This window comes from Leptolyngbya subtilissima AS-A7 (genome assembly GCF_039962255.1).
GTDB lineage: Bacteria > Cyanobacteriota > Cyanobacteriia > Phormidesmidales > Phormidesmidaceae > Nodosilinea.
Map to the genome: position 1 here is coordinate 203146 of NZ_JAMPKY010000002.1, position 24434 is coordinate 227579.

Genomic DNA, 24434 nt, shown 5'->3' on the forward strand with positions numbered 1-24434 from the left:
GAAAATTGGAGGATGGAGAGGATAAACTGCCAAGCAAAGTCTGAATTGAGGGTGAGAGCAGCCCAGTTCTCACCCTCTAGCATCTAGTCTCTAGACCGGGAGAGCCAAACTCGCAGTAGAGACAGCAGTTGCTCCATTTCGACTGGTTTAGTAATGTAATCGTTTGCACCTGCTTCTAGACATTTTTCGCGATCGCCTTTCATGGCTTTGGCCGTGAGGGCAATCATCGGTAGATCGGCAAACTGGCCAATCTGGCGAATTGCCCCCATGGTTTCGTAACCGTCCATTCCAGGCATCATAATATCCATCAGCACCACATCAATATCAGGATTTGCCTGCAAAGTATTGATGCCATCTCTGCCGCTTTCGGCGTAGAGCACCTGCATTTGCTGACGCTCTAGCAGGCTGGTAAGGGCGAAGATATTGCGAACGTCATCATCCACAATCAGCACTTTTTTGTCTGCCAAAATCGGATCGTTCCGCCGTACTTGTTCTAGCATCAACCGTTGGTGCTCAGGTAAGTTTGCCTGAATCCGATGGAGGAACAAACTGGTTTCATCGAGCAGACGTTCGGGCGATCGCGCATCCTTGATGATCAAGGTGTCGGACAGGCGATGCAATTCTGTTTCTTCCTGAGCGGTCAGATCTTTGCCCGTGTAGACAATGATCGGCAGGCGACCTAAGTTCGGCTCGCGCTTGATTTGTTCGAGTAGCTCAAAATCCTTAGCATCGGGCAGCAGCAGATCGAGGACTACACAATCAAACTGTTGGTCGCGAATAGCGGCTAGGGTTTCGGCAGCGGTTGCAACTGCTGTGATGCTAACATCGCTATTTCCAATCAAATCGACGATGCTTTGGCGTTGCTGGTCGTCGTCTTCTACTACTAACAAGCTCTTGACTAACCGTTCTACAAACTCTTTCATGCTGGCCAGGGCATTGAGCAGAGATTCACTGCTGACGGGTTTTTGGAGGTAGGCGATCGCGCCCTGCCGCAGGCTGCGATCTTGCCCATCTTCCACGGTCATAATGTGAACTGGAATGTGGCGGGTATCAGGGTCGTGCTTGAGGTAGTTCAGCACGGTCCAGCCGTCCAAAATGGGTAACCGGATGTCAAGCATGATGGCAGAGGGTTGAAATTCTCGCGCCATCTGTAATCCCACATCTCCCCGGGTGGCCACTAAGCCTTTGAAGCCGTGTTCCCGCGACAGATCAAGCAAGATGCGGGCGAAGTTAACGTCATCTTCGATGATCAGCAAAGAGCGATCATTGGGTTCGATCGAAACGCGATCGTCCTCTAGGGTTGGATCAACTGAAAAGGTACCCACTTGAGTTGCGGTGACCGGAATAGCAGCTCGGATGCCCTCTGACGGGGCGGGTGACGCGACTTCTGTGGGGCGCAGGGCAGTCGCCGAGCTAGCCGAGTAAGCCGTAGAGCCATTTGGAGTTGGCGCTCTGCGGGCTTCTACCGAAATAGTTCTTTGCTCCCGACCTTCCCGTCTGCCTGTCTCCCCATTCTCATGGCGATCCACATAGGTCACTGGCAAATATAGGGTGAACGTGCTGCCCTGATCCAGTTCACTCGTCAGGCGAATTTCACCTCCCAAAAGTTGGGCGATTTCTCGGCTAATCGACAAGCCCAAGCCGGTGCCTCCATAGCGGCGGCTCGTTGTCCCATCTTCTTGCTGGAAGGCTTCGAAAATAATCTGCTGTTTCTCTGGAGCAATGCCGATGCCCGTATCGGTCACCGCAAAGGCAATCACCTGATCCGCCTGATTTAATCTGGCTTTCTCTAGGCTCCAACCCTGGGTGACGACGCTGACTTCTAACTCTACCTGTCCCCGCTCTGTGAACTTGAAGGCGTTTGCCAGCAAGTTTTTTAATACCTGTTGCAGCCGCTTGGCATCGGTGTAAAGTGTGCGTGGCAGTTGCTCGCTGAAGTGCATGTGAAAATCAAGTTTGCGATCGACGGCAACCTGACGGAAGGTGCGCTCTAGATGCACTTGCAGATCGGCAAACAGGATAGGCTCGGCATTCACTGAGATTGTGCCGGATTCAATCTTCGCTAGATCGAGGATGTCGTTAATCAGCCCGAGCAAGTCATTTCCGGCAGAGTAAATAGTCTGAGAATATTCCACCTGTTTGTGGGTCAAGTTGCTCTCACTGTTGTCAGATAGGAGCCGCGCCAAAATCAGCAAGCTGTTCAGCGGAGTTCTGAGTTCGTGGGACATGTTTGCCAGAAACTCAGATTTGTATTTAGAAGTGAGCGCTAGCTGTTCAGCTTTTTCTTCCAAAGACAATCGTGCCTGCTCGATTTCGCTGTTTTTGCGCTCTACTTCGCTGTTCTGCTTCGCCAATAGTTCGGCTTTCTCTTGCAGTTCTTCGTTGGTCCGCTGTAGCTGCTCTTGCTGACTCTTGAGTAAGTCTTCTGACGCTTTCAAGGATTGGGCCTGTTGCTCCAAACGCCGGTTGGTGTCGGTGAGCTCAGTTTGCTGACCTTGCATTTCTTCCGCCAGAGATTGGGACTGTTTCAGCAGTTCCTCGGTTCGCATGCTGGCGGCGATCGTGTTGAGGACGATCGCGATACTTTCGGTCAATTGGTCGAAGAAAGTGAGGTGAATTTCATTGAAGTGGTTGAAGGAAGCTAGTTCGACTACGGCCGTCACCTGTCCTTCAAACAGAACGGGCAACACGACCACATTCATCGGCGAAGCTTCACCCAGTCCAGAGTTGATCCTGATGTAGTCTGAGGGCACCTCAGTGACCAGAATGCGCTCTTTTTCTAGGGCACATTGTCCGACCAAGCCTTCTCCGAGATAGAAGCGATTGGCTAGACTCTTGCGCTCTCGATAGGCGTAGGTGCTGAGCAATTTCAGGAACGGGGGATGGATCTCGCTGGTTTCTAGCAGGTAGAAGACGCCGTGTTGGGCGGATACCAGGGGAGCCAGTTCGGACAAGATCAGCTTGGAAACCGTTTCCAGATCGCGCTGTCCCTGCAGCATCCGCGTAAATTTTGCCAGGTTGGTTTTGAGCCAGTCTTGCTCGATGTTTTTCTGGGTGGTTTCGCGCAGGTTGGCGATCATCTGGTTGACGTTGTCTTTCAAGATGGCAACTTCGCCCTGGGCCTCAACCGCGATCACCCGCGTCAAATCGCCCTTAGTCACGGCGGTGGCCACTTCGGCAATCGCTCGTACCTGGGTCGTCAAGTTTGCCGCCAGCTCGTTTACGTTGTCGGTCAGATCCCGCCAGGTGCCTGAGGCCCCCGGCACTTTCGCCTGACCACCCAGTTTTCCTTCGATTCCTACTTCCCGTGCAACGGTTGTCACCTGGTCGGCGAAGGTTGCCAGCGTGTCGATCATCTCGTTGATCGTGTCTGCCAGGGTTTCAATTTCCCCCTTGGCATCCAACATCAACTTCTGTTTCAGGTTGCCGTTGGCGACGGCTGTCACGACTTTAGCGATGCCTCGGACCTGCGCCGTCAGATTGCCGGCCATTGAGTTCACGTTATCGGTCAGGTCTTTCCAGATGCCCGCCACGCCAATCACCTGGGCTTGACCGCCCAGTTTGCCTTCGGTGCCCACTTCCCGCGCCACCCGAGTTACCTCGGAGGCAAAGGAACTCAGTTGATCCACCATCGTGTTGACGGTATTTTTCAGTTCAAAAATCTCACCGCGCACATCCACGGTAATTTTCTTAGACAGGTCGCCGTTGGCGATCGCGGTTGAGACCTCGGCAATGTTGCGCACCTGCGCCGTCAGGTTGCCCGCCATTGAGTTTACCGAGTCGGTCAAATCTTTCCAGGTACCGGCAACCCCAGACACCTGCGCCTGTACACCCAATTTTCCTTCGGTTCCCACTTCCCGCGCTACTCGCGTTACCTCAGAGGCGAAGGAGTTGAGTTGGTCCACCATGATGTTGATGGTGCTCTTCAGGTCGAGAATTTCACCTTTTACGTCTACCGTGATCTTCTTGGAGAGATCGCCGTTTGCCACCGCCGTTGTCACTTCGGCAATGTTCCGCACCTGCGCCGTCAAACTACCCGCCATGAAGTTTACCGAGTCGGTCAGATCTTTCCAGGTGCCAGCCACACCGGGGACTTGCGCCTGCACGCCCAACTTCCCTTCAGCGCCCACTTCCCGCGCCACCCGCGTTACTTCCGAGGCAAAGGAATTTAACTGATCCACCATCGTATTGACGGTATTTTTCAGTTCCAAAATTTCGCCCTTGACATCCACCGTGATTTTCTTGGACAAGTCGCCATTGGCCACGGCCGTCGTCACTGCCGCGATGTTCCGCACCTGCGCCGTCAAACTGCCGGCCATGAAGTTTACTGAATCGGTTAGATCTTTCCAGGTGCCGGCAACGCCGCGGACATCAGCCTGCACCCCCAGCTTGCCTTCGGCACCCACCTCCCGCGCTACTCGCGTTACCTCTGAGGCAAAGGAGCTGAGCTGATCCACCATGATGTTGATGGTGTTTTTCAGTTCTAAGATTTCACCTTTCACCTGCACGGTAATCTTCTTGGACAGGTCGCCGGTGGCGATCGCCGTTGCCACGTCAGCAATGTTTCGCACCTGCCCGGTCAGGTTGCCGGCCATCGAGTTCACATTGTCGGTCAAGTCTTTCCAGGTGCCGGCAACGCCAGGAACTTCCGCCTGTACGCCCAGTTTCCCTTCCGTTCCCACTTCCCGTGCTACCCGTGTTACCTCAGAGGCAAAGGAACTGAGTTGATCCACCATCGTATTGATCGTGTTCTTCAGTTCCAGAATTTCACCTTTAACATCCACCGTGATTTTCTTAGACAAATCGCCGTTGGCCACCGCCGTTGTCACATCGGCAATATTCCGCACCTGCGCTGTCAGGTTGCCCGCCATCGAGTTCACGGAGTCCGTCAAGTCCTTCCAGGTGCCGGCAACACCGCGCACCTCGGCCTGTACGCCCAGTTTTCCTTCAGTTCCCACTTCCCGCGCCACCCGCGTTACCTCAGAGGCGAAGGAGTTGAGCTGATCCACCATGATGTTGATGGTGCTTTTCAGGTCGAGAATTTCGCCCTTAACATCGACCGTGATCTTTTTAGACAGGTCACCGTTCGCCACCGCCGTTGTCACTTCGGCAATATTCCGCACCTGCGCGGTCAAACTACCCGCCATGAAGTTTACTGAGTCGGTCAAATCCTTCCAGGTGCCGGCAACACCACGCACTTGCGCCTGCCCGCCCAGTTTTCCATCGGCACCCACTTCCCGCGCTACCCGCGTTACCTCAGAGGCAAAGGAGTTGAGCTGATCCACCATCGTATTGACGGTGTTTTTTAGCTCCAGAATTTCACCTTTGACATCGACCGTAATTTTGCGGGACAGGTCGCCGTTGGCGATCGCCGTTGCCACCTCAGCAATGTTTCGCACCTGACCGGTCAAATTGCCCGCCATCAGGTTTACGTTGTCGGTCAGGTCTTTCCAGGTGCCGGCCACCCCTTTTACTTCCGCCTGCACGCCCAGTTTGCCTTCGGTGCCCACCTCCCGCGCCACCCGCGTCACCTCAGAGGCAAAGGAGTTCAGCTGATCCACCATGGTGTTGACAGTGTTTTTCAGCTCCAGAATCTCACCTTTGACATCCACCGTGATTTTGCGGGACAGGTCGCCGTTGGCGATCGCCGTTGCTACCTCTGCAATGTTTCGCACCTGGCCGGTCAGGTTGCCCGCCATGAAGTTTACTGAGTCGGTCAGGTCTTTCCAGGTGCCAGCCACGCCGCGCACCTCGGCCTGTCCGCCCAACTTACCCTCAGCTCCCACTTCTCGCGCCACCCGGGTTACTTCCGAAGCAAAGGAGTTGAGTTGATCCACCATGGTGTTGATGGTGCTCTTCAGGTCGAGAATTTCACCTTTAACATCGACCGTAATTTTCTTGGACAAATCACCGTTGGCCACAGCGGTCGTCACTTCGGCAATGTTCCGCACCTGCGCCGTCAGGTTCCCTGCCATGGAGTTCACGGAGTCGGTCAAATCCTTCCAGGTGCCAGCCACCCCAGGCACTTGCGCCTGTACACCCAGTTTTCCTTCGGTGCCCACCTCCCGCGCTACCCGGGTTACTTCCGAAGCAAAGGAGTTGAGCTGATCCACCATGATGTTGATGGTGCTTTTCAGGTCCAGAATTTCGCCTTTGACATCGACCGTAATTTTCTTGGATAGGTCGCCGTTTGCCACTGCCGTCGTCACTTCGGCAATGTTCCGCACCTGCGCCGTCAGGTTCCCCGCCATCGAGTTGACGTTATCGGTCAAATCCTTCCAGGTGCCGGCCACCCCTTTGACTTCGGCCTGCACGCCCAACTTACCTTCAGTTCCCACTTCCCGCGCTACCCGCGTCACCTCAGAAGCAAAGGACTGCAGCTGGGCCACCATTGTGTTAACGATTTGTGCCGTTTGCAGAAACTCCCCCTGTAGCGATCGCCCTTCGATCTCGGTTGCGATCGCCTGCGACAGGTCACCATTGGCCACAGATCGAATCACCCGTGTAATCGCCGCCATCGGCTGCACTAAATCCACAATCAGCGTGTTGATTGACCCTTCACAGGCTTTCCACGATCCTTTCGCTCCCCCCAACGAAGCCCGTTCATTCGTCTTACCCTCTTTCCCTACCACTCCACTGATCCGCTCTAGCTCTGTGGTGATCTGCTCGTTCTTGTCAATGATGTCATTGAGCGTATCGGCAACTTTTCCTGCGATACCCGTCTGATCAACCGGCATTCGCACTGAGAAGTTTCCTTTCTTCACTTCAGTCAAAACTTTAAGCAGTTGCTTCAGGTCGAAGCTATTGGTCTCAGTGAGGGTTTGAGCGGTTGTCATAAACTTCTACGACTGCTTTTGGTAAGGATGGTGGTTAGAGGATGACGGTTGAGACAGCGAGGTAGTAATTTTCTGCGGTGAAAGGTTTTCCCAAGGGGCAAACATACTTCCCCTTATGAATCATCTACCTCAAAGGATAGAATCGGCTTCACACCTTGGATAGAAGGCTAAATTTTCATAGATCAGCCCAAAGAGAGATGCCAATACAGCAGTCTTAGCCCAATTTGGGTAAGTTATCTATTATGCTTGGTATTTAAACGATAGTTGCTTGCAGGCTATACAGCGAGTAGTTGGCAATGGATGTGATTACATATCCGACTGTCAGTTAGCTATTGCCTACACCAGCCTTTCTACTATCTCACCTTCTAACACGCAATTCCCTTGGACGATCAACCTTTACCTAACGAATTGAGTCAGTCGGGAATCAATTTACCCCAACTGGTTGAGGCTGTGGTTCAAGCTGTAACAAAAGTCGGTGAGAGCCGAGACTTAGAGACGGCCTTAGCCATTCGAGATGAAATTCGGCGCTTACCGGATGAGCTCGTGACAGAGGTTTTGAATCAACTGATTCTAAGATTAATTTTTATTGACCCGCCGCTGTGTCGTTGGTTTGTGCTAGACGTGTTTTTGCATGATTCTGATCCAGATGCAAAAGCCGATGTCGCCGAGCGGATCAACATATTGATGACAGATTTGCAATCGCAGCAAAAATAATTTTTTTGTAGATTAGTCCAAGCTTTTTTTGCTTCTTACAAAGTTGTGAGTTATTAATCAGAGCTGTTTTGAATCAAACAGACTGATTTGTATTCATCCATTGCCACCTCTTTGGCTTGGACATTAAGCATCGCAATATGTTCAGGCCAAGGAGGTGGCACTATCGGTGAAGCAAGTAAGACTGCAAGCATTGTATTCAGCGGGAGCTTGCATTTACCGTCTATGCTCGCTTAATCCGTCCAGACCACCTGTCGTTCTGACTTGGTGCGATAGCCCGTTTGCTCTTGAATTACCCGACCGGCTTGGGTTGGGTCAAAGTAGCGATCAAAATCAGCCCTTAGGCGAGCGTGGGTTACCTCTGCTTGATCAAGCTCATGGCGCACTGTCTCGAGTTGCTGCACCTGAGTTTGAAGATAGGGCACCAATCGCACCAGCGACACGCCTGCTACCAACCCTAAAAAACAGTTCACTCCTAACCGAGCACTCAGCTCAAAGACTGGAGTATGACGAGCTAAGCGCCGCCAGGGTTGTGCTGACCGCCGTCCTCGTCGCCGCTGAGCAGGCATTCGATTTGCAGAAGACGTAGGCAGCGAGCTACGAGATCGGGACTGGTGCATGGGGTAAGTGCTTTAAGCTGGCCTTTATTATGCCTGAGAACAATGAGAATAAACCTCATCTGCCCTTAGAAGTAAGCGTTTTACCTTTAAACAATCCTAAATCTCTAACTTCAGTTAGAAACTCTGTGTTGAATTGCCTTTAAACACCTAAGCATTACGAAAAACCAGGAGTTGAGTTGGGGGTTAAGGCATAATAAAGGTAATGGATTTCCTACCCCATGCCCCGACGCATTTTTATTGGCGACATTCACGGTCACTTTGACGGCCTTCAGCGGCTGTGGGAGGCGATCGCCCCAGAACCCGACGATAAAGTCTACTGTGTCGGTGACCTAATCGATCGCGGCCCTAAGAGCGCTGATGTGGTCGACTTTGTGCGCCGTAATGCCGCTGGCTGCGTGCGGGGCAACCACGAGCAGCTGATTCTCGACACCTTTGTCGACGGCAAAATCAACCCACCCACCCTCCAAGGCTGGATCTTTAGCGGTGGCCAGGCCACCCTGACCAGCTACCACGGGTCTGCCGCCACCCTTGAAGACCACCTCGACTGGCTGCGCCAGCTGCCCCTTTACATTGACCTAGGCGATCTGTGGCTAGTTCATGCTGGGGTTAACCCTATGCTGCCTATCGCCGAGCAGAGCAGCTATGAAATGTGCTGGATCCGCGAAACCTTCCACAGCAGCCTGACACCCTTTTTCTCCGACAAGCTGATCATCACAGGCCACACCATTACCTTTACCTTCCCCGGCGTAGACCCTGGCCAAATTGTCGCTGGGCGCGGCTGGCTCGATATTGACACGGGTGTTTACCACCCCCGCAGCGGCTGGCTTACTGCCCTCGACTGGGATAACCAGATCGTCTACCAGGTGAATGTGTTTGAGCCGATTGAACGGGTGCGATCGTGCGCCGAAGCAATCACCTACCTCGACCCCACGATGATCAAAAAACGCCCCCGCGACATGGCCACCCGCGCCGCGTTTTAGGGAGACACTGCGCGACCTCAGCCTAGGCAGGATAGGCAAAGGGCTTTGCCTCAGGTATAACCATCACTTCAAGGGGTGAGGCTAGATGTCCTCACCCCTTGAAGCAATAGTAATCTGCCAAGGCGCTGCCCCAGTTTTTGCCAGTAGTCAGGATTTGTATCCTAAGCGCAGGGGCCACTGCTGTATTTTGTTGGTCTACACCGTGGCGGGGATTTTGATGCCAGAGAGAATGCCTTCTTTTTGAGCCATGTAGAGCATGAGATCGACCACCCGCATCGAGTAGCCCCACTCGTTGTCGTACCAAGCCACTACCTTAAAGAAATTCTCGCTTAAGCCAATGCCTGCCCCAGCGTCAAAGGTGCTGGAGTGGGGGTCAGTAATAAAATCGCTAGAGACTACAGCGTCTTCGGTATAGCTCAAAATACCGTTCATGGGGCCTTCGGCGGCGGCTTTGACCGCTGTACAGATGGCCTCATAGCTAGTGGGCCGCTCCGTTCTAAAAGTAAGGTCGACCACCGATACGTTGGGGGTTGGCACTCGAAACGCCATACCGGTGAGTTTGCCCTTGAGTTCTGGCAGCACCAGGGTCACGGCCTTGGCCGCCCCGGTAGAGGCAGGGATGATATTTTGACCAGCCCCGCGACCGCCGCGAAAGTCTTTTTTAGAGGGGCCATCGACGGTGGGTTGGCTAGCAGTAGCCGCATGAACAGTGGTCATGAGCCCTTCAGTTAGACCAAAGGCGTCGTTAAGGACTTTGGCGACAGGAGCAAGACAGTTGGTGGTGCAGCTGGCGTTTGACACAATGATGTCATTGGCAGGATTAAAGGTGTCGTGATTGACGCCAACCACTAGGGTATGTACGCGGTCGGGGTCTTTGGTGGGAGCAGAGAGAATCACCCGCTTGGCACCAGCGTCGATGTGTTGATGAGCCGTATCAAAGGTGGTAAACAGGCCGGTAGATTCGACCACGTAGTCAGCACCGAGATCTCCCCAGGGCAGTTCGGCTGGGTTGCGCATGGCCATGCAGGGAATTTTTTTGCCGTCTACGACAATACCGTCGGCTACGGCTTCAACAGTGCCGTCGAAACGGCCGTGGGTGGAGTCATATTTGAGTAGGTAAGCGAGGTTCTCGGGGGGCACAAGGTCGTTGATACCGACAAACTCAAGATTGGGGTTTTTGATGCCGCCGCGCAGTACCAGGCGACCAATGCGACCAAACCCATTAATGCCAACTTTTAGGGTCGTCATAGTTGGAATATCCTTTACGTAGATTGCTGGGGAGTGACGGTTAGCTATTGAGCTGTAATCCTGCTTAAACAGGGGCGCTGGCGTGAACGGTGACCAAAAAACTCATGACCCCTTGACAAATATCCCGCACTCCCCACAGGAGAAATGCTATGGGGAAAACTTCTGTTAGGGCGAGATCTACGCTTTTATTTCAGAGTTCAGTTTTTGCTAGGACGACTAAAATACTGAGTTAAGTCGGTAGCAAAACGAAACAGCTGTAGCCAGATCTGCACTTGTGGTCAAGCACAGTTTTTGCCGCTACCGCTGGGCATTAGGTTCCAGTCAGCCATAGGAGAATGCATTGTGTTTACTGGCCTGGATCTAGTTGTGATATTGATGGTGTTTGCCGCATTCTTTTACGCCACGGGCTCTAGCAAAAGCTCAGAGTTCAAGCTGGAGCCACTGACGCTATTGGTGGTAGCGATTGTGGTGGGGATGGTAGCGGTTTCGCTTTTGAACCGTTGAGCTGCTAGGGGTTCTCAAGCGGCGGTTATAGAAAAATTGACAGGGGCCGCAGAAAACTGGCCAGACTATTGTAGGCATCCTGAATGCGATCGCCCTCCAGCACTACTTCTTCGGTGGGGTACTGTTGCAGCACCTCTAGCAGGGTGATATGGCTATCGTCGCTAGCGGATAGCACCAAGGCCGCTCGCAGCGCCTGGCGATCGGCCTCGCCTTTACTCGTATGTATAGAGTCACCGAGCTGATCGAGGGCCCACTCTCCAGGGCCGCTGTTGAGGGAGCGATCGAGCACAACTGAGTTAACAGGCAGAGGGCGAGTTAGCAGCGATCGCAGATCCGCTGGGTTCTGCCCTGCCTGGTTGAGCAGCCCGCCAAGCGAGCCGGAGGAGTCACCGGTTTCAGCTAGGGCAGTCAATAACGCCACAGGCACCGTGCGGCTAAACCCTCGGTAGTTGAGGCGCACTGACTCAGCCGCCCCCGCTGGAGCAACCAAAGCTCCTAAGCCCAGGCCGGTTAACGCCACTGCCGTTATAACTTGATGGGTTCGATGTTGCATCGCGACCTCCTACCGATTTATCTGCTGACGTCAGGGCTTCCCCAAAGGTTGCGGCCTGACCTGTGTGATCAGTATAACGAGGCTGACTGAGTCGCCCAGTTTCTCTAAGCTAGATCAGAAACTGGGCATACAGCGCTAGTTCACCGGCCTTAGCTGCCCGATCGCGTGCTGAGAGAATAGCAAAAGCGATCGGCGCGGGAGATGGTAGACCCATGCAGCACCGGCTGCTGGTTACTGCTGTAGGCCGTGTAGCGGTAAACCATGAGAGCGTGGCCCAAGGGCACTTCCAGGTAGCCGCTCAGGTCGTAGTCGGCGTGGGTGCACTCAATTACGCCGTCTATACGCTCGATGGGAATGCCGTTTTGGGCGAGGGTGGGGAAACTCATCTGCTGTTCGAGCAGGGGGGCTAACCGCTTGCCCAGATCAGCGATCAGATACGACAGATCCACCGCTCCGGCGACCCCATCCATGCGGAAGAGTTTTTTTTGCTGGTAAACGCGAGATTCAGGAGCAATGCCCAGCACCGTCGCCACCTCAGCCGGAGCCGGGGTAGTCTCAAATATCAGGTTTTCAAAGGAAAAGGCGACCCCTTGACGGGCCATATCTTGCTCTAAAAATACCAGCGGGCTGGAGAGGGAGTAAGTAACCTTTTTTTGCGGGGTGACAAAGACGCCCTTGCCTCGGTAGGCGATCGCCAACCCCTGACTCACCAAATTCGCTACCGCCTGGCGGGCCGTAATGCGGCTGACGCTAAAGGTTTCCATCAGCTGGTGCTCACTGGGCAGGCGATCGCCAGACTTGTACACCCCCGATTCGATCTGGTGGCGCAGCTTTTCAGAAATGCTGATGTGTAGCGGAGTAGCCATGGTCAGGGAACCATCAACAAACGGCAGACATGCTTCAAAACGGCTTTGCCACCCCGAATAATTGTGCTAAGCTCACTTGTCATAACAAGCTGAAAGAGGGTCGTTGTGATGGCCGATTTAGTTAGTAGGTCGTTGTGGGAATAGTGGTTTGAGCAACCGAGCATTTCGCAGACAGGCTGCTTCCCAATTTCTTAATTATCTGACGTTGCCCAGACATTTTCTACCAGAACGTTAACCATGCTTACGAATACTACCCCTGCCGTCGAAGCCAGACTATTGCCTCGCCAGCCACGCCAGATCTTATCGGCAGCGGCCTTGGCCACCCTCAACCAGCGATCGAACTGGGCCGGGGCCAGGCAGTTTTTGGGCCACTTAGCAGTGATGTCCATCAGCGGCTACCTCTGGGCCACTGCTCCCTTGGGGCTGGCGCTGCCCGCCCTGGTTATCTACGGGGCCAGCCTAGCGCTAATGTTTTGTGCCATGCACGAGTGCTGCCACCGGACCGCCTTCGCTAACTCCCGTCTCAATGAAGGAGCAGCCTGGCTAGCAGGGCTGCTGTCGTTTTATAACAGTACGTTTTACCGGCGCTACCACAAGTGGCACCATCGCTACACCCAGATCCCCGGCAAAGACCCTGAGCTAGAAGACGACAAGCCTACCAGCTTAAGCAACTACGTCTGGCAGATGAGCGGCATTTCCTGGTGGATTGGCAAGGTGCGCAGCCACAGCAAAGTCGCCTTTGGGCAACTGGACGGTCTATATTATCTACCCGAAAGCTCCCACGCTGAGGTGGTTCGTTCGGTGCAACTTCAGCTGCTGACCTATGCGGCGGTAGTGGTAGTCTCTACCCTGCTGGGCCAGCCGTGGTTTTTGTTCACCTACTGGGTGCTACCGCTGGCGGTGGGTCAACCCCTACTGCGGGTTGTGCTACTGGCTGAGCACACCGGCTGCCCTAACGACGCCAACCCGCTGATCAACACCCGCACCACGCTCACCCTCTGGCCTCTACGTTGGCTGATGTGGAACATGCCCTACCACGCTGAGCACCACCTCTACCCATCAATTCCGTTTCAGGCGCTGCCAGCGGCCCACGGACAGCTCAAGCCCTACTTCACCTGCATAGATGCTGGCTATGTGCGAGCCCATCGCAGCATTGCGACGGATTTCAGCTAATGAGTATGGTCACACCGGGGCGGTTTACGCTTCAGGAATTTCCTCTCCAGTGCGGTGTTGTACTGCCCCAAGTGGAAGTGGTGTATCAGGTTTATGGAGAGCTGAACAGTCGTCACAGCAACGCCATCCTCTACCCCACCTCCTACGGAGCTCAGCACACCGATGTTAACTGGTTAGTGCGTCCCGGCGGCATTCTCGACCCCAATCGCTGGTGCGTGGTGATGGTCAATATGTTTGGCAACGGCCTTTCGACCTCGCCCAGCAACTACCCCGCCGTAGCCCAGCCTGGCGTCTACTTCACCCACTACGACAACGTGCGCGCCCAGCAGGCTCTAGTTACGCAAGAATTGGGCATCGACCAGCTGGCCCTAGTCTACGGCTGGTCGATGGGGGCGCAGCAGGGCTACCACTGGGGCGCGCTCTACCCCGATCGCGTGCAGCGCATCGCAGCCCTCTGCGGCACCGCTAAAACCACCGATCACAACAAAATCTTTCTCTATAGCCTGCGGGCCGCCCTCACCAGTGACCCGACCTGGAACGGCGAACGGTTTGAGGGCACTCCCGATCGCGGCTTTCACACCTTTGCCCAGATCTACGCTAGCTGGGCAGCCTCCCAGGCCTATTACCGAGCTAAGCCCTACCTAGACTGGGGCTACGACTCCCTCGAAGACTACATTCTGCGCGGCTGGGAGGCGGGCTACCGCCAGCGCAACCCCCACAATCTGCTGGCCATGATCGACACCTGGCTACGCTGCGATGTGGGCGATAACCCGGTTTACCAGGGCGACTATGCCAAAGCGATAGGGTCAATCACCGCCAAAACGTTGGTTATGCCTGCCACCACCGATCTGTACTTCACTCCTGAGGATTGCAAAGCCGAGGCAGCGCTGATTCCCAATACCGAGTATCGGCCTATCCCCTCAATTTGGGGTCATCGGGCGGGTAACCCCTACCAGAATCCTGAAGACGAGGCGTTTATTCAGAGGGCGATCGCAGCACTTCTAACCCAATAACCCCTCCCCAAGGTGCAGCCATTGAGAAGTTACCTAGGGCTCAAGCTGCACCGACGGTTCGCACTGCACCGGAAAGTTGACCGAATTGGCAATAAAGCACTTTTGATGAGCCTGCCCGTGGAGCTGTGTTGCCAGCTCTGAGTTGCTCTCCGGCGTAATGGTGACAATGGGCCTGAGCAAAACCTTAGAAAACTGCCCGCCGCCGTCCCCCGATTCCATCATCGTGCCGATCGGATAGTCGACATAGCGGGTGACAATCACCTTGGCCTCAGCACATAAATGCAGATACCACAGCATGTGGCAGCTCGACAGCGAGGCAACCAGCAGCTCTTCGGGATTGTATTTGGTTTTGTCGCCGCGAAAGACTGGGTCGGCAGAGGCCGCGATCGCCGGTTTGTCGTCAGCGGTAATGGTATGGGCGCGATCGTAGGTGCCGTAGCTCTGGGTGCCCGACCCGGTGTTGCCCGTCCATATTACTTCTACCCGATAGAGGTGGGGCTTTGATTTGGTCATCCTAATCCTCTAGAAATTAAGGCAGGCTAAAAATCTAAGGTAAGAATGACACGATCGCGGCACCAAATGCCGTTTTCATAAATCGGTTCTGGATAGGTGCGCACAAAATAGTCACGATCGATCGACTCTAGCCGAAAGCCCATCTTTTGGTAAAACGCTAGCTGAGCAATACCAGAGTTGCCGGTGCCCACAACCATGCGCTTGGCACCCTGCTGGAGCGATCGCTCCACGGCTGCCGCCAACAGTAACTTCCCCAGCTTTTTGCCCTGGTGGTTGGTGGCAACGGCAATGTTCATTACTTCAATCACCTGGCGATCGCGCGGTAGTAGCACGACCACTGCAATTACAGCATCCCCCTCCAGCAACCCCATCACCGTCGATTGATGGATGTAGGCATCGACTAGCTCTCGCGACGGATCGGCATCCAGCAGTAGGGGCCACGGCCATTCTGCTGGGGTGAGGTCTTTTACCTGCATAGTCTATACAAGCGTTTGTGGGCTAGTAGTGTACACAGCAAATGTGAAGAAAACCTCATTAGGATATCCCTCAGCAAAAAAAGGCATCCCATGGGACGCCCTTTTTCAAAACTACTATTGAGCTGAGGCTTTAAGCACCTCAGAGTCAGAAGACTAGTTCTCTAGAATAACCTTGGCTACCATGCCAGCTCCACGGTGAGGAGCGCAGTAGTAGGTGTAGGTACCAGCAGGCATGTCGCTGGTAAAGGTGGTAGCGTAGTTTTCGCCGGGGGCAAAGGTCAGCTGGGTGTGGGAAATGCTGTCGGCCAGAGCCTTGTCGCCGGGCACACCAGCAGCATCAAACACGACGTTGTGGGGGGCCATTTTGTTGTTGACCCAGGTCACGGTGTCGCCAGGCTTAACGGTGACGGTGCTAGGTTCAAACACCAGCAGACCTGCATCAGAACCCATTTTTACATCGTAGTTGGTGGCCGCAGCAGGGGCAGAGGCCAGGGTGAGAGTACCCACTACTAACAGAGCAGACAGAATAACCAAGCCCAAACGCTGGGCGGCGCGAAATACACGTTGCATAACTACCTCTAAAGCTCGTATCTCTAGTTCAATCAGTCAGGAGGCTGTTGAACAGCCTTCCTATGGCATATTACCCGCTTTGCGCAGTAACTTGGGGCCTCAGCCCTGGAGTAATTGCCGTCCCCGGCAACCTACGAAACTCTGTGAGCAGAAATCGCAGGTGCAAACTCCAGGGTTCAATCCATCAAAGATGGGGAAGTTCCCAAATAACTTAACCGTCCCTAGACTTGAGGAGCAGAGAAGCGGGTTTTACCAGCTCCCCACATGTCGCCAATTACCCTGGGCTGAAGCAGAATATGGCCTGAAATCGCCACGAGATCTTCCTCGGTCAAACTACGCATTTTGGGGAAGATATCAGCACTTTTTTTGCTGGGGTGTACCTGAGAAATATCGGTCAGACCGTCGTAGGTCATCGGCTCTTTCAGGTAGGCCACCAGGGATTCAAGGTTATCGCGGGGAGGCAAGGAACCGGCTAGGGAGTCCGGATCAAGGCCAACGGTGGGGTTGGTTTTGGTGATCCCCCCGACGTGGCAGGTGCCACAGGCGTAGTTAAACTGGCGACGGCCACGGGTCACCTGCTCTAGAGACAACACATAAGTGTCTCCGTCGGGATTGAGCTGTACGGTGCGGGTGGCTTCATCTAGCTCAGCCGCGACAGCGTCTCCCATGACCAGATGGCTGACAAAGAAGAGTGCGACCGCAACTAGCCAAATGCATCTCTTCAACATGGTTCTCCTCGAATGTATAGGGCTTGGGTATGAAATCAACACAGCTATGTTAAGTCCAACTTAGGTTCTGAAGTTTCCCATCAGGCAAAACTCCACGCCTAGGCTTGGATTTAGATGTAATTCAACGGAGTTTTCTCCATTAAATTATTCACGTAATGTCTATCATGCCACCGAAGGGGGCCATTCCCAATGCTCGCCGTTATAAATCGACGCCAATATGAGTTGGCTCTGCGGCATTGAGGCCGTTGGTCCAGGGGGTATGGTTCTCGACAGCAGCGGGGGCAGCAACCGGCTGGTGCAGACGAATCAACTGAGCCAAGGTCTGCTTGAGCTGGGTGCGCGGCACAATCGAGTCGACAAAGCCGTGTTCGCGCAGGTACTCGGCGGTTTGAAAATTGTCGGGCAGTTTTTCGCGCAGGGTTTGCTCGACGACGCGGCGACCAGCAAAGCCAATGGTGGCCTTAGGCTCTGCCAAAATGATGTCGCCCAGCATGGCGAAGCTGGCGGTGACGCCTCCGGTAGTGGGGTGGGTGAGCACCGGCATGTAGAGCAGTTTGGCAGCCTGGTGCTGCTGGAGCGCGCCCGAAATTTTGGCCATTTGCATCAGACTGAGCATGCCCTCCTGCATACGGGCTCCACCGGAGGCACAGACGATGATCACCGGTCGGTTAGTGGCGGTACCGCGCTCGATCATGCGGGTGAGTTTTTCGCCGACTACCGAGCCCATGCTGCCGCCCATAAAGCGAAAGTCCATGACGCCGAGGGCGATGGGCAGGCCATCTAGCTCGCCTAGGCCGGTTTGCACAGCGTCGGTGAGTTTGGTTTTGGCTTGGGTATCGCGCAGGCGATCGCCATAACCCTTGCGATCCTTAAATTTGAGCGGGTCTTGAGGCTGAATGTGGGTGTCGAGAGGCTGCCAGGTGTTGGCGTCGATTAGCTGGCGAATGCGCTCGTCGCTAAAGATGCGGTGGTGGTGACCACAGTCGCTACAGACCCACTGGTTGGTGCGCAAATCTTTGGTGTAGGTGAGGACGTCGCAGTGCTCACACTTCGTCCAGAGACCATCGGCAATTTCTCGCTCCTGGCGGTCTTCGCTAATGGGACCTGACTTACGGCGATTGGCAAACCAGTCGAACAGAGACATGCGTGGGCTCATCGGCGACAGAACGACCTAAAAGTGTTCGTTTTGAACACAACCCCCATCCTACCGGGTTTGCTCCTTCTTCGATAGATAGGCTCCCATAGATGGGCTGAGTCAGATGCTGGGTGATGGCCGCTGGTGCACCGATTTGAGCCATGGCAGAACCAGGGCCAAACCGAGTTTGCGGCCTGTTCGCTACTTTGTTGTCATGACATAGACCCCGTCCCAGTCTTCCGGGGGCGGCTGCACTAGGTATTGTCGGGCGCGGCTCAGGTGCACGGTCACGGCTTTGTCCTTGGGGCGCATCTGCTGGGCCTGCTCAAATAGGCGCAGCGCTTGCTCAAACTGCATGGCGGTGTAGGCGCTGCGGGCATGGGCGTAGAGGTCGAGAAAGGCTTCGGTATCGGCGGTGAGCGGGGCGTCGCGCTGGTCGATGAGTTCGTAGATGCCAACAGCGCGCTGTTTGCCCTTAACCTGGGTGCGGTCTAGCTCACGGGCCCAAATTCTGTCAGCACAGAGGGCATAGGTGTACTCGCTGATCACAATGTCGCAGCCATACTCTTTGGTCACCCCCTCTAAGCGGGAGCTGAGGTTAACCCCATCACCGATCACGGTGTACTCCATTTTGCGCTGGGAGCCGATGTTGCCCGAGACAACTTCGCCGGAGCTGACGCCAATGCCAATGCGAATTTTGGGTTGCCCTAGAGCCCCGCGCTCGTTGTTAAATTTGGCTAGCCGTCGCCGCATGTCGAGGGCGCTTTGCACAGCGGCCCAGGCGTGGTTAGTCAGGGGCAAAGGCGCACCAAACACCGCCATCAGCGCGTCGCCAATAAACTTATCGAGGGTGCCCTCGAAATGGAACACCGACTCGACCATGGTTTCGAAGTAGGCGTTAAGCATTTCGACGACCTTGTCGGCTTCCAAGTCTTCGGTCAGGGTAGTGTAGCCGCGAATATCTGAGAAGAGCACGGTGACATCTTTGCGCTCGCCTTTCATGAGTAGATCGTCGCCCAAGGCCATGACCCGCTCGGCGACGCCAGGGGTCATATAGCGGTAGAGGGTGCTCTTCATCCGCTTTTCTTGGCTGATGTCTTCGAGCACGAGCAGACCGCCCAGCACGCCGCCCTCGGGGTTGGTGAGGGGATTAACGGTGAGATTGATGCTGCGCTCGAAAATCTGCACCACCTCTTGGGGTACCGGGGTCGCGGCCGGATCGCCCCAAGGTCGGTAGAGGGCAGGATTGTCGCTGTCAGGCAGAGCCAGCGTTGAGATCGGGTCTAGCTCTGTGCCAGGGCCAGGGGCGATCGCCACCCGCAAACTCTGCTCCGGCACGTAGTGGCGCGCTCCCTTGCCGAGGCTGTCTTCGAGGCGAAACCGCAGGCTCTCAATGGGGATTGCCTCCCACACCGGGCGGTGGAGTAGGGCAGCGCACCAGCGATCGCGAATCGTGCGGCTGTGATCGGTGTCCTCGGGGCAGCCAATCAGCTGTAGGGCGGCATCGTTGATGGTGATGATTCGCCCTTCCATATCGGTAGAAATCACCGCATCGGAAAGGCTTTGCAGAATGTCTTTTTGGTACTGCTTTTCGACCAAGACACTCTCAAACAGCTTGGCATTTTCTAGGGCGACACCGGCCTGAATGTTGAAGGCCCGCATGAAGGCTTCGTCGGAGGTGGTGAAGGTACCCTGGGCCTTATTGATCAGCTGGGTGACGGCGATCAGCTTGCCGCCTGAGTCAAACACGGGCATGCAGAGGATATTACGGGTGCGGTAGCCGGTGCGCTTGTCGGGTTCGGGGTTGAAGCGGGGATCCTGGTAAGCATCGGGAATATTGAGGAGTTCGCCGGTAGTGGCGACATGACCGACAATGCCGCTGTTTTTAGGATTGCGCAACTCCATCATCGATTTGCCATCAGCAGATTTTACCTTTGACCACAGATCGCCGCTCTCGTCGTCGATCAGCCACAGGGTGCTGCGATCGGCCTGCATCAGCTGACGGGCTTCTCCCATCACCGACTGCAGGGTCTTCTCTAGATCCAAACTCTGCTCTAGCGACGAGATTGCCTTCAGCAAAGCGGCTACGCCTTTTTGGTTGCGGGCAGCGATGTAGAACGAGTTGCAGCTTTCGAGAATTACCCCCAGGGACTCGGCAAATTCTTTAAAGTGGCGCTCGTCTTGCTCGTCGAAGGGAGCATGGTTGAGCTTGTTGAGCAGCTGCACCACCGCCACAATGTTGTCGGTCTTTTTGCTGAGCACCGGCATGCAGAGAATGCTGCGAGTGCGGTAGCCGGTCTTTTTGTCGTGGGTAGGGTCAAAGCGATCGTCGGCGTAGGCGTCGGGGATATTCAGCGGCAGCACGTGGGTAGCCACGTGGCCCGAGATGCCCTTACCCATAGGCACACGGATTTCGAGCGATCGCTCCCCATCCCCCTGGGCAATCTTCGACCACAGCTCCTGCTTTTCCTGATCCACCATGAAAATAGTGGTGCGCTCAGCCTGAAGAATCTGGCCGATCTTGAGGGTAAACGCCTCCAAAATCTGCTCCAGCATGACCTCCAACGACTCGTTGTTGATCATGTCGATAGCGCGCAGAAAATGCTCAAACTCTGCTGTGATTTGATCAAGCAGACTGATGAACTGCGGGGTGGGCAGATCGCGCACCCGATTGGTAAGAGAACTGGTTTGGTTAGCCAGAGACAGCGCGGTGATCATGCTGCGTTGGTTGAAGACCGGCCCGGAAAGGCCATCGATCTGAGGTGCCATGGGAACCCTATTCAAGCGTGGCAGATGGGAAAACAATGGGCGCAGTCAGCCGCCTAGATAAGTTGAGGGATTGTGCAGGCTCATCTTCTAAAAGCGGCAAATCGAAAGGGAAACCCTTCCCCGCAAAACCCTCTCACCGAGGTATTAGTGAACCTGCTAAACACCTATTACTCTAACCGTATACCTTAGGTCGTAGGACAGAAAGTTGCGATTTGCACAGAATGCCCGACCCCTAGCCATGCCCTAACATACCCAGGCCCTCAAGAATGTGGCGCAGCGGTGCCAAAACCATGGGCCAAAAAGGTTACCACCTCCGCCCAGGCCGCGTCAGTGGCGGCGGGGTCATAGCGGTAGCCATCGTCGCGCATGAAGGTGTGGTTGGCGGGGTAGATCAGAGTTTTATGGTCGACACTGGCGGTGGTCAGGGCATTGAGAATCGTATCGCGACCCTCGGCGGGCACGTGGGGATCTTGATCCCCAAAGACCAGCAGCAGACGAGCGGTAATTTCGCCCAGGCGCTCTAGGGTGTTGGCCCTATCTCTCCCAAGCTTGCCGCTGTGAATGCCAGTCGGATAGCAGCACACCGCTGCCTTGACGATAGGGTTTAGCGCCGCGCGACAGGACAAATGGCCACCAATGCAAAAGCCCGCTGTACCCAGCTGACCGGGGGCGACGGCGTCCGAGGTTTGAAGCCAGTGCAGCGCTGCCGCTGCATCGGCGTCGTATTGAGCCACCTCTGTGCGGCTGGCGGCGTCGTTGCCCCGCAGGCGACCCAAGTCATTCGGTTCAATCACAGTGCCAATGGGCTCTAGCCGATGAAAGATCTCTGGAGCCACCACCACGTAGCCGTATCCAGCTAGGCGATCGGCCAAGCGCAAAATTGGCCCTCCCAGTTGGTAAATGTCTGAGTAAAACAAAATGCCAGGATATTGGCCAGAAACGACAGGCTCCACCACATAAAGCCGCATCAGGCTGTCGTCTACAGTCAACCCCACCTCACGGCGTTTGATTTGCACCACCAACCTCCAACAGAACGATCTATATATTGAGCCAGGACGAATTTGAGAAAGGTAAGGAGTAGGGCATAGACGCTCGGCATGCCCACCAATCCACTCCGCCCTCGTACCCATCCACTCCGCCCTCGTACCCATCCACTCCGCCCTCGTACCCATCCACCCCCATACCTATCTACCGCTATGGTGAAGGATGATTTAATCAACAAGAGGTTACCCAGAACACAAGCACTGGCATGACGACATTTTTTGCACCTGATCCTGACCTGCAAGCGACCTTGGAACAGGTATTAGAGCAGGTGCGGGCCGAGTTTGCGTTGACGCCTACTCAAATTGCCGTGACCTGGGTGGTCTATGACCCGCCCTACATCGTCAATACTGGCGGGGCTTTGAGTACCGATGATTTTTGGCAACACCGCCCTCGGGGGGCCAGTTATCGGGGGGTTGAGCAGATTTACCCAGCCAGCGTGGTGAAGCTGTTTTATCTGGTAGCTGCCCATGAATGGGTTGAGCAAGGAATGATCCAACCATCGGCAGAGCTGGACCGGGCACTCAAGGACATGATTGTGGGCTCTAGCAACGACGCGACTTCCCTAGTTGTCGATCTGCTGAGCGGCACCACCAGTGGCCCGGAGCTGCCCCCTGGCCCCTTTGAAACCTGGTGTTACCAACGCAACATTATCAACCGCTTCTTTCAGTCGTTGCCGTGGCCTGAGTTGGTGGGGGTAAACATGAATCAAAAGCCTTGGGGCGATGGACCCTACGGTCGCGAGCGAGCTTTTGTAGGCGAGCACTACGAAAATCGCAATCGGCTTACCACCAACGCCGTAGCCCGGTTAATTCACAGCATTGCTGGCGGAGTAGCGGTGTCGGCGGCGCGATCGCAAACCATGCTCTCTTTGATGGGGCGCCATCAACCCATTACCCCGCCAGCACCCGGTGAAGAAGACCAGTTCACTGGGTTTTTGGGGGAAGGCCTACCCCAGAGCACTCGACTCTATTCAAAGGCAGGGTATACCAGCAAGGTGCGCCACGACGCCGCCTACTTTGAGCTACCCAGCGGCGAACCTGGTTTGCTAGTAGCTTTTATCGAAAGCTCTGGGCACAGCAAAAACAGACAAATTTTACCTCGGTTGGCCAGTCTCATAGTTCAGCACATGGTCAGTCCATAGGGTTAGGGCAAATGTTCCAAAATGCTAGTCACCCTTCGATATTGATCTGCCCTAATGTAGAGTCGCGCCTATCCAAAGTAGGTGCAGAATGTTGTTAACATAGCCTCGTCCCTAGGCTGAAGATGGTACAATTCAGCCAATTTCAGAGGCACATGTGGTGTGTGAATCTGTAGCGATAGGAATAGTTTTAACTTTCCTGAATCTCACTACGACATTGCGATTTCAAGAGCGATTAATCGTTGGCATTTAGCCAATGAGACTTGATTGTCAAAAATCTGAGGAGTGAACGAATCATGGCGTATCTCAAGCAAGTTTCCCTAGCTCTCAGCCTAGCGGCCGTAGCCGGTATGGCTGCCCCGGCCCTGGCCCACAATCACCTGGCCGAGCTAGAGCCAACCCAAAATACCTTAGCTGAAGCAGTCGAAAGCTCTACTGAAGCAACCACTGAACCTGTTGTAGCTGACGAAGCCACCACCGCTGAAGTGCCCGCTGCGGCTGAAGTGCCTGTCGTTGAAGCGATCGCCCCGGTGGAGCCAGCGGAGTCTGATGCTAGCCTGCTCGCTTTGCCCGAGGCTGAGTCGCTTACCGCTGATCAAGGTTCGTTCGACACCACTGGTATTGAGTCGGCTCTGACGGCGGCCACCATTGAGGTTGCTCCCGCCGCCAACGATTCTATTGATCTGGCCCAGGGCACCACCCGCCCGGCCTACGAGATCAGCCCCGCTTACCTGGGCGTGGGCGGCAACATCGGCATCGGCAGTCGCAACGACAGCGGGCTGTCTAGCTTTGGTTTCAACGTCATCAGCAAAATCTCCCTTGGGCCTCGCTTCTCGCTGCGGCCTGGGGCGACCATCACCAACAACCGGTCGAGCTTCACCATTCCGGTGACCTACAACTTCAGCACCTTGAGCTACAACGGGTTCCGTGCTCAGCCCTACGTTGGGGCTGGGGTCGATATTCCCACCAGTGGCGATGTGGGTCTGCTGATCAACGCTGGGGCCGACGTACCCATCTCCCGCGACTTTACCTTTAACGCCGTAGGCAACTTCCGAGTCACCAGCGGCTTTGCTCTCGGTATCTCCCTGGGCGTGGGCTACAACTTCCCCTTCATCTTTGAATAGAACTACGGATAAATCACCCGTTTGCCAATGCCATCTGAGGCAACAGTAGCCACTTATTAGGAAGGGGATCGTGTTTAGGCGCGATCCCCTTCCTTGTATGCAAGCTGCCAACTGTGGGCTAAATCGCGGGGCTGATTCGGGCATTCTGAAGGCACGATTCAGGGTGTGACGATGGCAGAACAGTCCATGGCCTGGGCCAGCGTGCTCCAGGCGTTTCAGCAGATTTGGGGCTATAGCGACTTTCGCCCACCCCAAGATGCGATCGTTAAGGCTTTGCTCAATCATCAAGATATTTTGGTCGTGCTGCCCACCGGTGAAAACTACAGCCTTCTTTCTTAATTCTATAAAGTAAACAACAACAAAACAATACGCGTATACTATAATCGTGGAATGCTAACTAATAGCGGTTCGTTATCGTCCACGAAGTAAACAG

20 protein-coding genes are annotated in these 24434 nt (G+C 54.8%); 8 read left to right on the forward strand and 12 right to left on the reverse strand.

The window, feature by feature from the left end; genetic code table 11:
* Positions 1-83 precede the first annotated feature (83 nt).
* Positions 84-6836: a HAMP domain-containing protein gene (locus NC979_RS05520; RefSeq protein ID WP_190518252.1), complete on the reverse strand. Its 6753-nt coding sequence runs from the start codon at positions 6834-6836 to the stop codon at positions 84-86.
* Positions 6837-7217: 381 nt separating this feature from the next.
* Here NC979_RS05520 and NC979_RS05525 point away from each other — a divergent pair, with 381 nt between their 5' ends.
* Entirely contained in the window at positions 7218-7550 is a 333-nt protein-coding gene (locus NC979_RS05525; RefSeq protein ID WP_190518255.1) for a hypothetical protein, read from the forward strand.
* A 230-nt stretch (positions 7551-7780) separates the two neighbouring features.
* On the opposite strand, the gene NC979_RS05530 is transcribed toward NC979_RS05525, so the two are convergent.
* The gene (locus NC979_RS05530) at positions 7781-8116 is read right to left on the reverse strand and encodes a slr1601 family putative cell division protein (protein WP_190518257.1); all 336 of its coding nucleotides are present in this window, start codon (positions 8114-8116) and stop codon (positions 7781-7783) included.
* Positions 8117-8385: 269 nt separating this feature from the next.
* On the opposite strand from NC979_RS05530, the gene NC979_RS05535 reads away from it, so the two are divergent.
* Positions 8386-9147, forward strand: a complete 762-nt coding sequence (locus NC979_RS05535) for a metallophosphoesterase family protein (protein ID WP_190518259.1) — start codon at positions 8386-8388, stop codon at positions 9145-9147.
* Positions 9148-9342: 195 nt separating this feature from the next.
* Here NC979_RS05535 and gap read toward each other — a convergent pair whose 3' ends face one another.
* Entirely contained in the window at positions 9343-10395 is a 1053-nt protein-coding gene (gene gap / locus NC979_RS05540; protein ID WP_190518261.1) for a type I glyceraldehyde-3-phosphate dehydrogenase, read from the reverse strand.
* A 342-nt stretch (positions 10396-10737) separates the two neighbouring features.
* On the opposite strand from gap, the gene NC979_RS05545 reads away from it, so the two are divergent.
* The gene (locus tag NC979_RS05545; RefSeq protein WP_190518264.1) at positions 10738-10899 is read left to right on the forward strand and encodes a hypothetical protein; all 162 of its coding nucleotides are present in this window, start codon (positions 10738-10740) and stop codon (positions 10897-10899) included.
* Between the two features lie 25 nt (positions 10900-10924).
* On the opposite strand, the gene NC979_RS05550 is transcribed toward NC979_RS05545, so the two are convergent.
* Positions 10925-11452 carry an alpha/beta hydrolase gene (locus tag NC979_RS05550; protein WP_190518266.1) on the reverse strand — a complete coding sequence of 176 codons (528 nt, stop codon included), beginning with the start codon at positions 11450-11452 and terminating at the stop codon, positions 10925-10927.
* 149 nt (positions 11453-11601) lie between these two features.
* Positions 11602-12318, reverse strand: coding sequence for a GntR family transcriptional regulator (locus NC979_RS05555; RefSeq protein WP_190518268.1), 717 nt, complete (start codon positions 12316-12318; stop codon positions 11602-11604).
* A gap of 237 nt (positions 12319-12555) precedes the next feature.
* Between NC979_RS05555 and NC979_RS05560 the strand changes: the two genes are divergently transcribed.
* Together NC979_RS05560 and NC979_RS05565 are read left to right on the forward strand one after the other, a co-directional pair.
* Positions 12556-13491 (forward strand): fatty acid desaturase, encoded by a 936-nt coding sequence (locus NC979_RS05560; protein ID WP_190518271.1) that lies wholly within the window; start codon positions 12556-12558, stop codon positions 13489-13491.
* Positions 13491-14504: an alpha/beta fold hydrolase gene (locus NC979_RS05565; protein ID WP_431191019.1), complete on the forward strand. Its 1014-nt coding sequence runs from the start codon at positions 13491-13493 to the stop codon at positions 14502-14504. The genes NC979_RS05560 and NC979_RS05565 overlap by 1 nt, the downstream gene beginning before the upstream one ends.
* Before the next feature lie 33 nt (positions 14505-14537).
* Here NC979_RS05565 and NC979_RS05570 read toward each other — a convergent pair whose 3' ends face one another.
* The 7 genes from NC979_RS05570 to NC979_RS05600 form a co-directional block, all read right to left on the reverse strand.
* Positions 14538-15017, reverse strand: coding sequence for an OsmC family protein (locus tag NC979_RS05570; RefSeq protein ID WP_190518273.1), 480 nt, complete (start codon positions 15015-15017; stop codon positions 14538-14540).
* 26 nt (positions 15018-15043) lie between these two features.
* Entirely contained in the window at positions 15044-15493 is a 450-nt protein-coding gene (locus NC979_RS05575) for a GNAT family N-acetyltransferase (RefSeq protein ID WP_190518275.1), read from the reverse strand.
* A 153-nt stretch (positions 15494-15646) separates the two neighbouring features.
* Positions 15647-16063: a plastocyanin gene (petE, locus tag NC979_RS05580; protein ID WP_073606532.1), complete on the reverse strand. Its 417-nt coding sequence runs from the start codon at positions 16061-16063 to the stop codon at positions 15647-15649.
* A gap of 221 nt (positions 16064-16284) precedes the next feature.
* The gene (gene psbV / locus NC979_RS05585; protein ID WP_190518277.1) at positions 16285-16791 is read right to left on the reverse strand and encodes a photosystem II cytochrome c-550; all 507 of its coding nucleotides are present in this window, start codon (positions 16789-16791) and stop codon (positions 16285-16287) included.
* Positions 16792-16990: 199 nt separating this feature from the next.
* Positions 16991-17935 (reverse strand): acetyl-CoA carboxylase, carboxyltransferase subunit beta, encoded by a 945-nt coding sequence (accD, locus tag NC979_RS05590; RefSeq protein WP_190518280.1) that lies wholly within the window; start codon positions 17933-17935, stop codon positions 16991-16993.
* Positions 17936-18127: 192 nt separating this feature from the next.
* The gene (locus NC979_RS05595) at positions 18128-20695 is read right to left on the reverse strand and encodes a GAF domain-containing protein (protein WP_190518282.1); all 2568 of its coding nucleotides are present in this window, start codon (positions 20693-20695) and stop codon (positions 18128-18130) included.
* A gap of 260 nt (positions 20696-20955) precedes the next feature.
* Positions 20956-21711 carry a dienelactone hydrolase family protein gene (locus tag NC979_RS05600; RefSeq protein ID WP_190518284.1) on the reverse strand — a complete coding sequence of 252 codons (756 nt, stop codon included), beginning with the start codon at positions 21709-21711 and terminating at the stop codon, positions 20956-20958.
* 233 nt (positions 21712-21944) lie between these two features.
* Between NC979_RS05600 and NC979_RS05605 the strand changes: the two genes are divergently transcribed.
* The 3 genes from NC979_RS05605 (at position 21945) to NC979_RS05615 (ending at position 24340) form a co-directional block, all read left to right on the forward strand.
* A complete protein-coding gene (locus tag NC979_RS05605) occupies positions 21945-22880 on the forward strand; it encodes a serine hydrolase (RefSeq protein ID WP_190518286.1) in 936 nt (311 codons plus the stop codon).
* Between the two features lie 293 nt (positions 22881-23173).
* Positions 23174-24001, forward strand: coding sequence for a porin family protein (locus tag NC979_RS05610; RefSeq protein WP_190518289.1), 828 nt, complete (start codon positions 23174-23176; stop codon positions 23999-24001).
* Positions 24002-24172: 171 nt separating this feature from the next.
* Positions 24173-24340 carry a hypothetical protein gene (locus tag NC979_RS05615; protein ID WP_190519043.1) on the forward strand — a complete coding sequence of 56 codons (168 nt, stop codon included), beginning with the start codon at positions 24173-24175 and terminating at the stop codon, positions 24338-24340.
* Positions 24341-24434: the final 94 nt, after the last annotated feature.

What these genes read in the sequence shown, in the direction of transcription:
- NC979_RS05520 (WP_190518252.1), bottom strand. Translation starts at nt 6,836, where the DNA reads ATGACAACCGCTCAAACCCTCACTGAGACCAATAGCTTCGACCTGAAG.
- NC979_RS05530 (WP_190518257.1), bottom strand. Translation starts at nt 8,116, where the DNA reads ATGCCTGCTCAGCGGCGACGAGGACGGCGGTCAGCACAACCCTGGCGG.
- NC979_RS05535 (WP_190518259.1), top strand. Translation starts at nt 8,386, where the DNA reads ATGCCCCGACGCATTTTTATTGGCGACATTCACGGTCACTTTGACGGC.
- gap (WP_190518261.1), bottom strand. Translation starts at nt 10,395, where the DNA reads ATGACGACCCTAAAAGTTGGCATTAATGGGTTTGGTCGCATTGGTCGC.
- NC979_RS05550 (WP_190518266.1), bottom strand. Translation starts at nt 11,452, where the DNA reads ATGCAACATCGAACCCATCAAGTTATAACGGCAGTGGCGTTAACCGGC.
- NC979_RS05555 (WP_190518268.1), bottom strand. Translation starts at nt 12,318, where the DNA reads ATGGCTACTCCGCTACACATCAGCATTTCTGAAAAGCTGCGCCACCAG.
- NC979_RS05560 (WP_190518271.1), top strand. Translation starts at nt 12,556, where the DNA reads ATGCTTACGAATACTACCCCTGCCGTCGAAGCCAGACTATTGCCTCGC.
- NC979_RS05565 (WP_431191019.1), top strand. Translation starts at nt 13,491, where the DNA reads ATGAGTATGGTCACACCGGGGCGGTTTACGCTTCAGGAATTTCCTCTC.
- NC979_RS05570 (WP_190518273.1), bottom strand. Translation starts at nt 15,017, where the DNA reads ATGACCAAATCAAAGCCCCACCTCTATCGGGTAGAAGTAATATGGACG.
- NC979_RS05575 (WP_190518275.1), bottom strand. Translation starts at nt 15,493, where the DNA reads ATGCAGGTAAAAGACCTCACCCCAGCAGAATGGCCGTGGCCCCTACTG.
- petE (WP_073606532.1), bottom strand. Translation starts at nt 16,063, where the DNA reads ATGCAACGTGTATTTCGCGCCGCCCAGCGTTTGGGCTTGGTTATTCTG.
- psbV (WP_190518277.1), bottom strand. Translation starts at nt 16,791, where the DNA reads ATGTTGAAGAGATGCATTTGGCTAGTTGCGGTCGCACTCTTCTTTGTC.
- accD (WP_190518280.1), bottom strand. Translation starts at nt 17,935, where the DNA reads ATGTCTCTGTTCGACTGGTTTGCCAATCGCCGTAAGTCAGGTCCCATT.
- NC979_RS05595 (WP_190518282.1), bottom strand. Translation starts at nt 20,695, where the DNA reads ATGGCACCTCAGATCGATGGCCTTTCCGGGCCGGTCTTCAACCAACGC.
- NC979_RS05605 (WP_190518286.1), top strand. Translation starts at nt 21,945, where the DNA reads ATGACGACATTTTTTGCACCTGATCCTGACCTGCAAGCGACCTTGGAA.
- NC979_RS05610 (WP_190518289.1), top strand. Translation starts at nt 23,174, where the DNA reads ATGGCGTATCTCAAGCAAGTTTCCCTAGCTCTCAGCCTAGCGGCCGTA.
- NC979_RS05615 (WP_190519043.1), top strand. Translation starts at nt 24,173, where the DNA reads ATGGCAGAACAGTCCATGGCCTGGGCCAGCGTGCTCCAGGCGTTTCAG.